This is a genomic window from Parabacteroides caecihominis, from assembly GCF_023656785.1.
In the GTDB taxonomy this organism is placed as follows: Bacteria; Bacteroidota; Bacteroidia; order Bacteroidales; family Tannerellaceae; genus Parabacteroides; species Parabacteroides segnis.
Window position 1 is genome coordinate 12,998 of record NZ_JAMOKS010000013.1, and the last position, 16,992, is coordinate 29,989.

A 16,992-nucleotide genomic window follows, 5' to 3' on the forward strand; every position below is an offset into this window, starting at 1 on the left:
GAAAGCCTAAACTCTAGTATTATGACGACTACGACCAGATATATTATTCCTATTATTCTTATTCTACTGTTAGTTACGTTTTTTGCAAACGGACAGACTCAATATATAGTTGATACAAAAACAACTTTGTTGGTACGAACAGGGCCTGGCAAATCCAACAGCCAGTTTGGGCGGTTGAAAAATGGGGAAACGATAAATGTCTATGCCATAAAGAATGGATGGGCTGAAATTTCGTATAACGGGAAGACTGGCTATGTATCTGAACAATATATAAAGCTTGCACCGGTGCAGCAAAAAATTGATAAGCGGTGGTCTTTGTCTGCGTTTGATTGGAAAGAATTCGTTGATGTGGTTTCGAAAACCGATTCCCTGATATGGTTTTATATAACTTGTGCTTTGGGGCTTGTAATGGTGTGTATAGACTGGTTGTACAGGGCTGATTCCGATGATTTTACAGACAGTGCAACAGGCTTTTATGTGTCTTCAGCCATCTTTCTGGCACTTTGTGTCAGCGAGATGATTTATTTTGCTACATATGATGGAGATAAGACGTGGTTTTGTTCGCCGGATAAGGTTGGGTGGATTTGGACAATCATTAACTTTATACTGTTTGCCATGTTGCTGATCAAGCAGGTCGTCTCTTTCTCATGTCTGAACTATGCCAGTTGTTATCATGGCAAGCGCAATATAGATTTCCGTTTGGGACTGTATGGATGGGGAATTGGTATTATTGCTGCAGTTATATCTGTAATATTCTTTGATGAATATTTGTATATCGTTCTATGGTGTGTTTTGGGTATTCAGTTTCTCCAAATCGCTCTGCTTGTGTACAACAATATTCAGGATGGTGGCAATTGGCTTAATTTGGTTTACACAATTGTCTTCTACGTAGTGGGTTCAATAGCGACACTTATAACGCTTTTCCATTTCTTGCCTTTATTGGTAGTTGTTCTCATAGGATATGCAATTTTATGTTTTTTCTCTTCTTCTTCCGGCAGTGCAAGATGTGCTAATTGCCGCAGTTATAATAATGGCTATTGTTATTATAAACAAATTTCAGTTAGTAGCGGAGATTACTGTAGCTGCCATCAGTATAGATAAAATCAAAATATCTCCCCTTTTTTGTCGGTAATTATCGGCAATTCACCGATATTTGACTGTAATAGGACGTATTTCTATTGCCGGAAGGCTGACAGGAGCATACTTTTGCTCTCAAACAATTAAACTGTATATCGTATGAATCTTAGGAAAAACTTATTTTGGGCCATCCCGTTTATTGTAGTGGGGGTCGTATGGATCATGAGGAACACAGGTATGATCACGGATGATATTTTTCATATCATTGTATCCTGGCAGATGCTTGTTATGTATATAGGTATAGGCAGTATTTTCCGGAGACATTATATAGGCGGTTTGATTACCTTTTTAGTTGGTGCGGCATTTCTGCTGCCGCGACTGGGGTGGATGGATAGCGATTGGCTGCAGGTCTATTGGCCGGCGGCTTTTGTCGTTGTCGGTTTAATGCTGATCTTCGAACCGCGTAAAAATAACTCCTATCATTATAATAGCCGGAGAGGGGATACTGGTGGAGAAGATATCCGGGGAAATGCTGTTGCCGGTAAAGTAAAAAGTGATTTTATTAATACGGACGGATATGTGGAATCGGATAATACATTTGGCTATGTGGAACAAATTATTTTAGATCCGGTATTTAAAGGAGCCAGGATTAGAACTGTGTTTGGGGGAACGGTCCTGGATTTGCGGAAGACGAAGCTGGATAGTGCTAAAACCTATATTGATATCGATTGTAAGTTTGCCGGTGTGGAAATCTATCTTCCTGGGGATTGGGTGGTCAATTTTCACGGCAGTCCGATCATGGGAGCATGCGAAGATAAACGTTTTAATGCTTCATTAGAGATGGACAAGGAGCATATTCTGGTAGTACGCGGGATTGTTATGTTCGGTGGCATTGAATTTAAGAGTTGATTATGCAGACACATCCGTTTATAAATTCTGTCCTGTGTAGAATGGCAGGTGTGGCTTTGGCTGTGGTCAGTTGCAGCATAAGTGCTTTGCTTCTATATTATTATGGACATACGGGATGGCTTGTCGCATGGTTGGATAGTCTGGTTTCGGTCGGTATATTCTGTGTCTCCGGTTTCCTGTTCTGGTATGTAACAGGCATATTGCGGCCATTACAGGCCCAGATTGCATTGGCTGTTGGCGTCCTTATCATATCCGTTACCGGAGGATATATGGCCGGGGCGCTGGTTTATCCGGATAGGATGGATTGGTTTGCATCTACCATTCCGTTTCGTATTCTGTTGGGTTTGCTGGGATGGATTATTTTGGCCCAGTGGTATTATATCCGTTGGAAGGAGTTGCAGATGAAGATACAGGAGGAGGAACAGAGAAAAGAAGAAAGGGAAGAAGAAAATGTTCCGGCGGAAACAGGCGTATCGTCACCGGAAGAGGAAGCAATACTGGATCGCATCTCCGTGAAGGATGGCAGCCGTATCCATCTGATCCACCTGGAGGAGTTACTTTATATCCAGGCCAGCGGTGACTATGTGGCACTCTTCACGATCGACGGGCAGTATATAAAAGATCAGACAATGAAATATTTTGAATCGCATCTGCCGGCAAACCTGTTTATCCGTATTCACCGTTCCTGTATCGTTAATAGTGAGCAGATCATGCGCGTGGAACTGTTCGGAAAGGAAAGTTACCAGGTTCGTCTTAAAACAGGGGTCTGTCTGCGTGCTAGTCTGACCGGATACAAGTTGCTTAAAGAACGTCTTTCTCTATAGATTTGGCTGTTTTAACTGTTAAAATTAGCAGTTTTTGTCTGTATTGTATAAAGTTTTGTGTTCGGAAACAATTTTTAGCTACAATGCCCGAAAGGCTTAACATATATTGTCTGTAAAAGACTTGACAAACGCTTGTTTCAGGCTTATCTTTGTACTGTGGTTTTTTCATAATAGTATTAGATTTAAGGTTAACAAAGTTGGTTAGGGCTTGTCGTGAGACAGGCTTTAATTGTTTATAGGGGTTTCTTTTCTCATCATTTTATATGAATCTTTGATTTTGAGGTGTTATCTTTGCAAGCTATGGAATATATAGGACTGCATGAAGATAAGATATCATTTGCTGATATTATAAAATATCTTTCGCTTTTGAAAGGTAATATGGATGAATTGAATTTGCTTGAATTCAAAACCATTAAAGGTTGGTTGGTTTATTCTTTGTCATTAGTTCTTTTGTTGTGTATATCTTGTGTAATCATTTTATTAGCAACAGGTCTTTTATCCGGAAATATAGATAGCGGATTATTATGGGCTGTTTCTTTTATCCCTTTCATCTTTATTTTGCCTTTGACATTGTTATTGACTTTCATCAATAATTACAGAAAACCAAAAAAGTTGAGGGAACTAATGCAGACGGTTTTGATGCGTTACGAATGGGATGGTCCTATCAATCAAACCGGACGGTTGCAGTTGGAATGCAGGAAGGACCATTTTCTGTTTAGAACGGAAGTTTTGCGGCAAATGAATCCCAAAGGGCGTAATGTGTCTTTGATTTTCATATCCGTTCCTTTCTATGTGCCGGCGGAAATAGAGAATGTATACGGCGATGATATAATTGCTTATCTGAAAGGCAAGTCTCTTTTCGTGATTGAGCCAGATATGGCTTGTTTGGGAATGTCGTTTAAAATGTTTCAGAAACTGGATTTGCGTGAAGATATTGATCAGTTGATTTATGTGATGAAACGTTTTTCTCTTCGTCCCGGAACACTCTTCAAGGCGCAGGATATAACTTTGAAAGTGCCTGAAACACTGGAAATACAGGCGCTATTCGTTTTCGGTCAAAAAATAGACCAAAGGTTTCTGAATTGGGCTAACCTGATGCTTGATGCCGGATTTGTGAGTGAGAATATGAAAATTATGGCTGAACAAGCATCTCTGACTCTCCCTCAAAAAGAATTGAAGAAAAGAGTGGAGGTGATTTTCCTGGAGTTTAATTTGTATTTCTCTAAAGAGACTGCATTAAATAATTATTTGATATTCCTTATACTGGAAGAACAGGAAGAACGAAGGTCTGTTTTGGAGATTATAGAATGTCTGGCCAGTCTCTATCAATCTTCCAGACTGCCTCTATTGCAAGAATATGATCTGTTATATAAAGCGAAAAGGGCATTGGATGAAACAGGAGAACAGAAGTTCTGGACGGCAGACCCGCCTTTGACGGTCGATAATGTCGATACTTATATATTAACCTATTTGACCAGAAGGCTAGCTGACTTGATAGCTTCTCGAGAAAAGGATCAGTGATCGATCATCCCTTTGTAACAGATGCGTCAAAAAATGACGTAAATGTTGCATTTTTATTAAACCTCTATGAATTAAGCGCATAATTACAAATAATTGGCGAGTTCGTGCTTTTTGTGCTATTGTTTATTGATTTAGTTTGCACCATCAACCTTGAATAAGTAAAATAAATTTGATAGACATGAAAGCACTATTGTTAACTGTTGCCCTGCTGCTGGGGTGCGTAACCGTTTCCTCACAGGATAAAGATACGGGGATAATTACCGTTTCTACAAACGATCTGAGTATGGTCTTTTCTATCTCTCCGGATAAGAAAGTAGTGTATAACTATTTTGGCGATAAATTCCAGGACGTTTCCCCTTTCCTTCATAAGAAGTATAAAGAACAACCGGATAACGGAATCGGTTATGCTCCGGTAATCTATCCGGCTTACGGAGGACGTTTCTTCCTGAATCCGGCATTGAAACTGACCCATGACGACGGCGTTCAGACAACCGAATTAATATATGCAGCTCATCAGGTAAAGAATATAGATAATAATAGAATAGAAACAGTGATACAATTGAAAGATCCTTTGTATCCGGTTTTCGTTAACCTGAACTTCACGGCTTATCAGAAAGAAAATGTAATCTGTCAGTCAGTCTCCATATCCCATCAGGAGAAAAACAAGCTGGCTGTCGAGAATATTGCCTCCGCTTATCTTCCCCTTCATGCAGATTCTTATTATCTGACCCATTTCCACGGGGCCTGGGCTTCCGAAATGCAACTGGTAGAAGAACAACTGACACCGGGTGTAAAACGGGTGGAATCCAAGAAGGGGATACGTACTACCCAGTCTGAAAACTCTTCTTTCCTGCTTTCCCTGAATGGCCCTGCCAATGAAGACATGGGCGAAGTGTATGCCGGCTCCCTGGCCTGGTCGGGTAACTATCTGTCTTCCTTTGAGATTGACGAATGCGGTTTGCTGCACGTCATGAGCGGGATGAATGATTTTGCCTCTACTTATAATCTGGAACCGGGTAAAACGTTGCAGACTCCGGAAATGGTCTGGACATATAGTTCTACCGGTAAAGGACAGGTATCGAGAAATCTGCACGACTGGTCGCGTAACTATGCATTGGCCCATGGAGATCAGGAATTGCCTATCGTCCTGAATAGCTGGGAAGGCGCTTATTTCGATTTTAATGAAAAAACGATTACGGATATGATCGATGACGCCGCTGCTTTCGGTGTTGAAATGTTCGTGCTTGATGACGGATGGTTCGGAAATAAGTATCCCCGTAATTCGGATAAGGTCAGTCTGGGAGACTGGCAGGTCAATAAAAAGAAACTGCCGCGCGGAATAGATTATCTGGCTAAATATGCGGTAGGAAAAGGTCTTAAATTCGGTATCTGGATTGAGCCTGAAATGGTAAGCCCCAAGAGCGAACTGGCAGAGAAGCATCCGGAATGGATCGTCAAGAGTGGTAAACGTGATATAATCCCGATGCGTAACCAGTGGTTACTCGATTTGAGTAATCCGGAGGTACAGGACTTTGTCGTAAAGACATTTGATGAAGTGATCGCTTTGTCTCCTGATATTTCTTATATAAAATGGGATGCCAACCGCCATGTCGACAATTTCGGTTCCGATTATCTTTCTAAAGAAGACCAGACTCATTTTTGGATCGAATATACAAAAGGGCTGTACAGTGCTTACGAACGGATTCGTACAAAACATCCGGATGTTCTTATCCAGTTGTGTTCTTCGGGTGGCGGCCGTCTCGACTTCGGTGCGTTGAAATATCATGACGAGTTTTGGGCTAGCGATAATACCAATTCGCTCGACCGTATATTCATCCAGTACAGCACAAATCTTTTCTTCCCGGCAAAGGCTACGGCTGCCCATGTTTCGACTACTCCGAATCATCAGACGGGGATGATGGCGCCGTTGAAGTTCCGTTTTGATGTGGCTATGACAGGCCGCCTGGGCATGGAACTGCAACCTAAAGACCTGACCGGCGACGAACTTCCTTTCGCTGAACAAGCCGTAAAGAATTATAAACGTATCCGCCCGATCGTACAGTTCGGAGACCTCTATCGCCTGAAATCTCCTTACGACGGAACCGGCTGGGCTTCACATATGTATATATCTAAGGATAAAAAGGAATCGGTATTTTTTGCTTATAGCCTGAAATACCACGGACGTACAACATTCTTTGAGACCAGATTGAAAGGACTGGACCCGGCTAAAATGTATAAGATCACTGAGTTGAACAAAGCCGGGAACAGCACCTTCTATGGCGACGGTCAGGTTTTCCCCGGTGATTATCTGATGAAAGCCGGAATCAGCCTGACGATAGGGAATACCTATGAAAGCACCGTCCTGCTGATAACAGAGCAATGAAAACACACACATAAATTATCAATACATGAAACTCATCAATTTAAATCTGCTGCTATTGCTCGCCCTGCTTGTATCCTGCGGCGAACCATCCGTTTCTTCGGGAAAGTGGACGGTTAGCTATGACCAGGTGCAGAAAGGCCATCGCATCGAAAAGGAGAATCAGCTTCTTTCCGATGGGGTTTATGCCTCCTACAAGTTGGGTGATAAGTTGGTCACGACCCGTGATTACAAAAAGAGCAGTTCGAAAGTCACCGCTATCAGCGATGCTTTCGGTCAGGGTTCATTGTTGCAGGTGACCTATACGGATAGCAACCTGCCTACGCTTGTACAATCTTTCTACATTTATCCGGAGAAAGATTATCTGCTAACGGAATTTACTCTTCAGGGAGGAGAGGCTGGCGTTGAATCGAATTATATGGCCCCGGTTACTATCGACCGTATGCCGGCCGTGTTGGCTGAAGGCGACAACCGCGCGTTATTCCAGCCTTTCGATAACGATTGCTGGATACGTTATCAGTCTCATCCGCTCACTTTCGATCAATTACGTAGCTATGAAGTAGCGACTGTCTTCAACAACGACGACCGTAAAGGTTTTGTCATCGGTTCAGTGGAACACTCCGACTGGAAGACCGGTATCGATATGGGGAAAGGCGACCGTAATAATATCGGTTCATTGGTTTGCTTCGGCGGTGTTGCCGATTCGTTGACACGCGATTCAAAGGCACACGGTACGCTGAATGGAAAAGAAGTAAAGTCTCCTAAGGTATTTTTCGGTATCTTCAACGACTGGCGTGCCGGACTGGAAGAGTATGGAAAAGCGAATGCGGTGGTTGCCCCTGTAAAGAGATGGCCGGGTGCCGTTACCTTTGGCTGGAACAGCTGGGGCGCGTTACAGTTCAGGCTGAATCATCAGAATGCAATTGAAGTGTCCGACTTTTTCAAAGAAAACCTGCAAAATAACCATTTCGTCAATACAGACGGGAATGTGACGATCGGTCTCGACTCAGGCTGGAACAGTTTCACGGAAGAAGAGTTGAAAGATTTCGTGAATCATTGTACTGCCAACGGCCAGATTCCCGGTGTGTACTGGACGCCTTTCACCGATTGGGGAAAACACCCCGAACGGACGATCAAAGACGCTCCTGATTATAAATACCAGGATGTCTACCTCTACGCCAACGGCCAGCCGCAGGAACTGGACGGTGCTTACGCCATCGACCCGACCCATCCGGCTATCGAGGAGATGATGAAGAAAACATCCGATCTTTTCCGTCGTTGCGGTTTCAAGTATGTAAAGATGGACTTTATGACGCATGGTGCGATGGAAGCCGACAAATGGTATAACCCGGAAATCCGTACAGGTATCCAGGGATATAATTACGGTATGCAGTTGTTGAATAAGTATTTCGGTGATATGTATCTTAACTTATCCATCTCGCCTGTATTCCCGGCCCATTATGCCAACTCACGCCGTATCGCCTGTGATGCCTGGAACAAGATCAAGGATACCGAGTATACGCTGAATGCCCTTTCCTACGGATGGTGGCAGGATGAGGTGTATCAGTATAATGATGCCGACCACCTGGTGTTGCGCGAAGCTACCGAAGGCGAAAACCGTGCCCGTATCACTTCCGGCGCCATTACCGGACTTTATATCGTTGGCGACGATTTCAGCAAAGGCGGCAAACAGATCGACAAGGACCGTGCCTTGAAATTCCTGACTAACCCGGAAGTGAATGCCGTAGCCAGAGGTATTTCTTTCTCTCCGGTAGAAGGAAACGGTGAAAAATCGGAACATCAATTTATTCATCATGATGCAGATGGTACATCTTATTTTGCTATCTTCAATTATTCTGAAGATGAGATGAATACTTCTATTTCACTGGAACGTATGGGACTTGACCCTGCGGCAAACTACCGGGCAAAAGAGCTCTGGAGTGGAAATGAACAGCCGGTAAAGGAAAAACTAACAGTAACGGTCCCTGCCAAGGATGCGTTGCTTTATAAAATCAGAAACAACTAAATGTTCTTTAAACTTATCAATTATGAAACAGATCAAGCTTTTTAGTATTTTGATGATGCTTGTGTTATGCTGCGGTACCGTTTTCGCACAAGGCATAACGATAACAGGTACAATCACCGACGCTAAAACGTCGGAGTCGCTCCCGGGAGCGAGCGTTGTTCTCAAGGGAACAACGCAAGGGACTATATCGGATATGGATGGAAAATATTCCATCTCTGCAACACCAGGCGCCACACTGGTGATCAGCTATATCGGATATGACACCAAAGAAGTAAAAGTTGGAAACCAGAATGTTATTAACGTAACTCTTTCGGAAGACTCGCAATCCATCGACGAAGTTGTGATTGTAGGTGCTTCCATGAAGAAAAGCGACCTGACCGGTGCTATCTCCCATGTCGACGCCAAGGTGTTGGAAGAAAGACCGGTAACAACCGTCAACGAGGCCCTTCAGGGACGTGTTGCCGGTGTATTGATCACCAAGGGAACCCGTCCGGGCGACGATTCCAGCATCAAGATCCGTGGTGTGAATACGATTAACTCAGGTTCGGACCCTATCTACGTTGTCGATGGTTTGGTTATGGGCAATGGTTATGGTGGTTTTAATGCGATCAATGTAAACGATGTCGCTTCGGTACAGGTATTGAAAGATGCCTCGGCTACGGCTCTTTACGGTTCGCGTGGTGCTAATGGTGTGGTTCTTATCACGACCAAGAAAGGTAAGATTGGCGAAGGACGCGTAACCTATGACGGATGGGTGGGGTTCTCTAAAATCACTCAGCGTCCGAAGACGCTGGATGCACAGCAATTATTCGACCTGCGTGTAGATGCTTTTGCCAATGGTTACATGCATGATAATCCAACGGCAAACCGTCAGGATTATATCGACAATACGCTGATGAAAACCAATACGGCTTTCTCCGACGCTGAATTTGAAACTTATCGTTCAGGTAAAAGTTATAACTGGCTCGACGAAGTGATCAGCAGCGGTTTCCAGCAGAATCATTCTGTTAGCTTCTCCAATGCAACGGAAAAGAATAACATCTACATCAGTTTCGATTATGCCAATATCGACGGATTGATCGGTGATTCAAAAGAAAAGAAATATTCCGGCCGTATCAATGCCGAATCTGTGATCAAACCGTGGTTAAAGGTCGGTACGAACTCTTCTTTCTCACGTACGGAAAACAATTTGCCGACAGACGACGTGTACGACAAGGCGCTGAACGCAAACCCGTTGCTGAATCCGGAACCATTCCGCGATCCGTCGACCCGTTATACCTGGGATTATCTGACACTGTATTACCGTGTCCACAATGAAGGAAACAACAACGATTATAACCCGTTCAACTCACAGGAAGTGGCCCGCGAACGTGCCCGTAACCGTTTCCTTTCATCCAATTACATCAACATCAACCCGATTGAAGGACTGAATATCCGTTCAACTTTCGCGCTGGACGTTTCTTCACAGACATGGTTCGAATATACACCGAGCTACATCCAGGAAGCGATCCGCCATTATAACGGTGATGCAAGAGCAAAACATGAAAGATGGTCACAGCTGAACTGGCAGTGGGATAACACGATCACTTACGATAAGACGATCAACAAACACCGCATGAACTTCCTGTTCGGTACAAGTACGACTAAGAATACCGAAAACTATACAAAAGCGCAGGGCGACCGTTTCGCCAGCGACGACCTGTTGTGGAACGACCTGAAAGGTGCTGCCGCCAACGATAAGAAAGAACTCGATTCAGACTTCAAAGGCAATACGTTGGTATCTGTCCTGGGTAGAGTGAATTATAATTATGATATGCGTTACTATCTGACAGCGACGGCCCGTTACGACGGTTCTTCCAAATTTGCCAAAGGACATCGCTGGGGTATCCTTCCTTCTTTCTCTGCTGCCTGGGATGTGACGAATGAAGCGTTTATGGAAGACCAGACAATCTTCGACCGCTTGAAAATGCGTGTCGGTTATGGTGTGGTTGGTAACCAGGATATCGAAAACTATGCGTATCGTACGCTTTATTTCTCTTCTGTCAGCAATGGGGAAGCATCTTACGCAACCAGCGGTTTGAGAGGTACGCCTGCCATTACCTGGGAGAAACAGAAACAAACGAATATCGGTGTCGATATGGCTTTCCTTAACGATCGTTTGAACGTTTCTCTGGACGGGTTCTTTATCAAGAATGATAACTTGTTGATGAAGCATTCCCTGCCGTTGACTTCTGGTTACAGCGAAACATGGGAAAACATCGGTTCTGTAAAGAACAAAGGTTTCGAAGCGACTATCAACGCAACTCCGATCCAGACAAAAGACTTCACATGGAATGTGAATGCGAATATCTCTTTCGATAAGAACGAAGTATCGAAACTGTATGGTGAAGTAAAGGAAATCCTGAACGGTTCCGACCGTGAGAAGAACATCTTCCTGGGCGAATCGCTGAATAACATTTATACTTATAAAACAGGCGGTATCGCCAATGAATCGAACCGCAGCGAATGGGAAAATATAGATTTCAATGGTAAGCATGTCAGCTTGGGTGATTTGTTCCCATTAGATGTATCCGGTCCTGACGGTGTGCCCGACGGCGTAGTTGACCAGCTTGACCGCGTAGTAGTGGGTAAGAAAGACCCGAAATTCTACGGTGGATTTGCAACAGATTTCAACTATAAAGGTATCACTCTGAATGCTGTTTTCAATTATTCTTACGGAGCGAAGAAGATCAGTTCTTATTATGAAACATTGATCAACAGTACAGGTACAAGCATGGCTTCCGAAGATTTGCTGAATCGTTGGACACCGGAAAATACAGGAGCCTCCGTTCCTCGCGTGATCGCCAATACCAGCAGCGGCTACAACCGTTACAACCCGTCGGATATGGATTACACGATCCAGAATGCATCTTATCTGCGTTTGTCTACCCTGACATTGGCTTATTCATTCCCGAAGCCTCTGTTGAGCCAGATCAAAGTGGAAAACCTGCGTGTTTACTTCACTGCATCCAACTTGTTCTGTATCACCAAATACAAAGGATTCGATCCTGAAACAGGCGACTACGGTTATCCTCCGACAAAGATGTATGTATTAGGTTTGAACTTTAGTTTTTAATGGAATAAATAGGAAACAATTATGAAAAAGAGATATAATTTAATCGGATTACTGGCTTTGGCGCTTACTGCCGGGATCACCACATCTTGTTCCGATTTCCTGACACAGGAGAACAAGAAAGCACTGACAGAAGAACAGATCTATTCGGATGTCGAGTTTATCGAACTGAATCTGAAAGGTATATACAACACCTGGCGTGATAACACCCGCCAGGATGAACGGGCCTGGTTCCTGATGACCGGTACTGACGAAATCCAACGGGGAGCCCTCCAGAATAAAGGAGGCGGTGAAGGCGCGGCAATGGACCGTTACGATGCTAATATGAATTCATTGCATAGTAAGGTAAAAGATCAGTGGAACAAACGTTTCCCGATTGTTACTGCCGCTGCCAAGATTATCCGTGCATTGGATACTCCTGAACTGGTTGAAGGTTCGAAAGAAGCCGAACTTTTGGGTGAAGCCTGTTTCGTCCGTGGTTTCGTCGATTATGAACTGGCTATGTACTGGGGTGAAATTCCTATCATCGACCTGGATAAGCTGGAAGAAACGGGTTATGGCCGACAGCCGCTGACCGATGTATGGCAATTCATTATCAACGACCTGGAAAAGGCTGCTAAGTATGCTCCGAAAACCAATACCGCCGGTCGTGCTACTTCCGGTGCCGGTTACACTATGCTGGGTAAAGCCTATATGTCTGCTCCGGTTGAAACAGGGCTCCGTGACTTCAATAAGGCAAAGGAATGCTTTGAAGCGGTAATAGGTATGGGATACCAACTGGTTCCTTATGCCGATCTGTGGAATTACGAAAAACCGAATACAGCCGAATCTATCTACGAATTTCAGTTTAACAATAACCCGAACCGTAATCAGATTCAGTTTCAGATCGGTTCGCGTGTAGCACAGAACTGGTGGACCGATGGTTGTTATTTTGCTGGCTACGACCATGTAGTTGTTACTGAATATGCTTATGAAACCGTAGAGAACGGCGGTATTTGGGAAGACGGCGATGTTCGTAAAGAAGAAAGCATCCGCTATGATTTCACTTATTATGGCGAAGTTCCCAACTATGAATGTGTTGCCTGGGAAGACCTGGGTGAAGACCATGACGAGTTGAAACCGCATGTAAAGAAATATGAAGATTTCCGTACCGACCAGCATTCCGGACTGGGTATCAATAATATGTGGAACTCGGGTAAGAATATCCCGGCTATCCGTTATGCCGATGTGCTTCTCAGTTATGCTGAATGTCTGAATGAATTGGGACAAACTGGGCAGGCTGTCGAAAAGGTAAACGAAGTGCGTAATCGTGCGTGGGGCTTTAGTATCCCGGCTGATAAGAAATGGGATGCAGGCATGTCGCAAGATGTTTTCCGTACAAAGATATTGGATGAACGTATCCGTGAGTTTTTGGGTGAGAACTGGCGCCGTGCTGACCTGATCCGTACAGGCAAGTTTGTCGAGTATATTAAGGAACGCAATAAATGGGCGAAACGTTCGGGTACGATACAGGATTATAATGTCCGTTATCCGATACCTAACGAAGAGATCGAACAGAATCCGGACATGACGCAGGACGATCAGAACCCGGGTTACAGATAATAGTAGGGCTGCCCCCGTTTCCTGTTTTGGAAACTGTAATCGACTAAGCACTAGTCGGTAATGGCGAAAAGATTGTAAGAAGAAAAACACCGGGAAGGCATGTCTTTGCCCGGTGTTTTATTTACTAACCGAATTAAACTAATATACAAGGATCATGAAAAAGAATTTACTAAGAATTACCCTGCTTTTTTGTTTCATCAGCCTGTTCATGGGGAGGGAAACGTTTGCGGCTGACCAGCAGACGATAACTTCCGGTGACTGGAAGATCGTTTATAACAACGATACGAAAACCTGTGATTTTATCCATAAAGGAAAAACAATCCTGGCGGGTGTCTTCGTCCAGGCCAAAGATAAAGACCAACTGCTGCGCAGTACGGAATACGGTCAGCCGACCTTCTCGGAAGAAGCTGTCGACGACGTTTTCGGTGCCGGCCATAAATATACATTTACCTATGCCGGACAGGAGGGAGCGCCTTCCCTGCAGCAGCTGTTTTATTTCTATCCCGATAAAAGCTATTTTCTGACAGAGGCTTTTATCCTTTCAGAAGCCGGTACGTCGAGTAATTATATCGCTCCGGTTGTTACCGAAACAGTCAACTCTTTCCTGAATACGAATACCTCCAACCGCGTGTTATCCGTCCCCTTCGATAACGATGCCTGGATCGGCTATTCCTCCCTGGCCTTGTCGGTCGACTCCGTATCGTTCGAAGTTACTTCTTTCTACTGTGGCGATACCCGCGAAGGGCTGGTAGTCGGCTCGGTAGAACACGATACCTGGAAGACAGGAGTCCGTTATTCCACTTCCGGCAACCAGAAGGTAAACCGTCTCGAATGCTTTGGCGGCATAAGCCATCGCGTGACCCACGATATAGATGCTACCGGAGCAAAAGCTCACGGCAGCATTTCCGGCACTAAACTGAAATCACCGAAGCTCTTAATCGGTATGTTCGACGACTGGCGCGAAGGGTTGGAAGCCTATGGCGAGGCCAATGCATTGATCGCACCTCCCCGTAAATGGTCGAAAGGAAATATCTTCGGTTGGAACAGCTGGGGCGCCATGGCTGAGAAGCTGAACTACGAAGGTGTGCTGGATGTCTCTGATTATATCAGTACGAACCTGCAACCGAACAATTTTACCAATGACGGCACGGCCTATGTCATCCTCGATTCTTATTGGGATAATCTGACCGATACCCAGTTGAAGTCATTTGCCGAACGATGTGTTGCCAACGGACAGGTTCCCGGCATTTACTGGGCTCCCTTCTCCGACTGGGGGGAAAACGGCAGCCGCACGATGGAAGGAAGTAACTATAAATATGGGGAAGCCTATTTATATGTAAACGGACAGCCTAAAAAGATCGCTTCCCGTGCCCTGGACCCCACGCATCCCGGAACCCGCCAGCGGATGAGTTATTTCATCAACCGATTTAAAGATTTAGGTTATAAATATATCAAGTTCGATTTCCTGAATAATGCGATCCTTGAAGCGGACTCTTATTATGATAAGAATGTAACGACCGGCGTTCAGGCTTACAACAGCGGAATGAAATATCTGACGGAATTGTGCGGAGACGATCTGTTTATGGCTTTATCCATTGCACCTGCATTTCCGGCCCAATACGGCAATTCCCGTCGTATCAGTTGTGATGCCTGGGGAGCCAAAGAGGATACGGAATATGTAATGAACGGCCTTTCTTATGGCTGGTGGCTCGACAAGGTGTATAACTTTAATGATGCCGACCACCTGGTGCTTCATAGAGAGGATTATAACGAGGATGAGAATCGTATGCGTATTACCTCCGGTGTGATTACCGGGACATATATCCTGGGTGATAACTTCAGCCAGAAGGGAACATGTGTCGGGGAATTGGCAGCCCGCCAGAAAGCAGAGGAGTTCGCAACGAATGCGGAAGTGAACGAAATTGCCCGTATCGGTAAATCTTTTTATCCGGTAGAAGGGGCAAAGGCTTCGGGAAAGAATAGTTGGGGACGTAACCGCGGCGAGAATCTCTTTATGCTGGATACGGAAGATTATTTGTATGTCGCTGCTTTTAATTATAAAGACCTGGCTTTCTCGGAAAATATAAAATTGTCGAGACTGGGAATCGCCTCTTCCGATGTAAAAGGGATTAAGGAATTGTGGACCGGGCAGGATGTGTCATTGCAAGGTGAAGAAATCCCTGTATCCTTACCCAAGTATGGCGTGAAACTATATAAGATAGAGAAGAAAGGTACCGGTACCGGAATATCTGGTCTTACTGCACCGGATAAAAAGATTACAGGCTGGGTGAAGGATGATCATTTGTTCATTCAGAGTGAAGAGACCTTGAAAGGTCTTTTCATTTACTCGGCGCAGGGAACGTTGGTCAAGAAACTTCCGGCTTTATATCCGCAGGCCCGCTATGATATAAATATCGCTGATTTGCCAAAAGGCATGTTTCTTGTTCAGGCGGTCACTTCCGTGCAGGAATCAGAATGTTTGAAGTTCGTAAAATAATGGTATCTGTTTCCCCTCTGGAGAGGGGATTAAGGGGTGTGTTAAAGCTCGTTTTAAGGCGTAACTATAACACACCCCCTGCCCCCTCTCAAGAGGGGAAAAGTTACTCTCCAGCTGTTAATTTTAGTAGAATTTGATTGTAATCTATATAGTTTTGTGTTCGATAACAAAATTTGACTGGAATGAGTGTTTTGCTTAACGTTTATTAGTCTGAAAAGGCTTGACAAAAGGCCTCTACAGCCTTATCTTTGTACTGTGGTTTTTTCATAATAGTATTAGATTTAAGGTTAACAAAGTTTGGTTAGGGCTTGTCGTGAGACAGGCTTTAATTGTTTATAGGGGTTTGCTTTATGCGAGCCTTATTATATCAAACTAACAAACAATAAAAAAGGGAACATCAGGTCGATTGATGTTCCCTTTTCTTTTATATAAGAACGGATTAAGTTGTACCGGCAACTTCGGCTGTCCGTTCTATTACTTCAATTTCGAAAACTAAAGTAGAGTAGGCAGGGATAGTAACATTCCCGGCGCTGTCTTTTTTGTCAACCGAACCATAACCTAGTCTTTGAGGAATCCAGACTTCCCATTTCTCGCCTACTTTCATATTTTGTAGAGCGATAGTCCATCCTGATATGGGACTGGGAATTCCTGTTCCATAGTAACTATTGTAGTTTGAGGAGGCTGTACTGACTGCCCATTCGGAAGGTGATCCGTCTTCTAATTCTTTTTTGTCGAAATATTCACCGTCCTCACTATTGGGGAACCATCCTTTGTAATAAACAGTGACACGACTGTTGTAATAGATTGGAATTTCAGGCTTATCTGCTTCCTTGAGCCTTTTAGCATAAATGAAATCATCACCGGCTCCCTGTATGCTTACCTTAAAGAAATCCGGGTCATTAGCCTTCGCCGCGAAAGCCTGTTCGTTTTCCAGCTTGTAGGCTTCAACGGCTACATCATCACTATCATCGTCATCTTTACAGGAGGTAAAGATGGCAGACATACAAAAAATCATCAACGCGAATTGCAGGTACTTCTTCATTT

The 16,992-nt window shown here is 44.2% G+C and carries 10 protein-coding genes; 9 read left to right on the forward strand and 1 reads right to left on the reverse strand.

The annotated features are described in order from the left end of the window. Window positions 1–21: 21 nt before the first annotated feature. From NBH14_RS12490 to NBH14_RS12530, 9 genes are all read left to right on the forward strand, one after another. A complete protein-coding gene (locus NBH14_RS12490) occupies window positions 22–1,101 on the forward strand; it encodes an SH3 domain-containing protein (protein ID WP_250817484.1) in 1,080 nt (359 codons plus the stop codon). A 135-nt stretch (window positions 1,102–1,236) separates the two neighbouring features. Then, window positions 1,237–1,986 carry a LiaF transmembrane domain-containing protein gene (locus NBH14_RS12495; RefSeq protein WP_186959500.1) on the forward strand — a complete coding sequence of 250 codons (750 nt, stop codon included), beginning with the start codon at window positions 1,237–1,239 and terminating at the stop codon, window positions 1,984–1,986. Between the two features lie 2 nt (window positions 1,987–1,988). Continuing rightward, entirely contained in the window at window positions 1,989–2,810 is an 822-nt protein-coding gene (locus tag NBH14_RS12500; protein ID WP_186959501.1) for a LytR/AlgR family response regulator transcription factor, read from the forward strand. 300 nt (window positions 2,811–3,110) lie between these two features. After that, a complete protein-coding gene (locus tag NBH14_RS12505; RefSeq protein ID WP_186959502.1) occupies window positions 3,111–4,331 on the forward strand; it encodes a hypothetical protein in 1,221 nt (406 codons plus the stop codon). A 178-nt stretch (window positions 4,332–4,509) separates the two neighbouring features. Then, window positions 4,510–6,714, forward strand: a complete 2,205-nt coding sequence (locus NBH14_RS12510; RefSeq protein WP_186959503.1) for an alpha-galactosidase — start codon at window positions 4,510–4,512, stop codon at window positions 6,712–6,714. Between the two features lie 25 nt (window positions 6,715–6,739). Continuing rightward, window positions 6,740–8,737 carry an alpha-galactosidase gene (locus tag NBH14_RS12515; protein ID WP_186959504.1) on the forward strand — a complete coding sequence of 666 codons (1,998 nt, stop codon included), beginning with the start codon at window positions 6,740–6,742 and terminating at the stop codon, window positions 8,735–8,737. Window positions 8,738–8,759: 22 nt separating this feature from the next. Then, complete coding sequence (locus NBH14_RS12520) at window positions 8,760–11,852, forward strand: SusC/RagA family TonB-linked outer membrane protein (protein ID WP_186959505.1); 3,093 nt, start codon at window positions 8,760–8,762, stop codon at window positions 11,850–11,852. A 21-nt stretch (window positions 11,853–11,873) separates the two neighbouring features. Further along, entirely contained in the window at window positions 11,874–13,451 is a 1,578-nt protein-coding gene (locus NBH14_RS12525; RefSeq protein ID WP_186959506.1) for a RagB/SusD family nutrient uptake outer membrane protein, read from the forward strand. A 154-nt stretch (window positions 13,452–13,605) separates the two neighbouring features. After that, entirely contained in the window at window positions 13,606–15,948 is a 2,343-nt protein-coding gene (locus NBH14_RS12530) for an alpha-galactosidase (protein WP_186959507.1), read from the forward strand. Between the two features lie 439 nt (window positions 15,949–16,387). Here the strand turns inward: NBH14_RS12530 and bamJ are convergent, their stop codons facing one another. Next, a complete protein-coding gene (gene bamJ, locus NBH14_RS12535; protein ID WP_186959508.1) occupies window positions 16,388–16,990 on the reverse strand; it encodes a BamJ family beta-barrel-assembly machinery protein in 603 nt (200 codons plus the stop codon). Window positions 16,991–16,992: the final 2 nt, after the last annotated feature.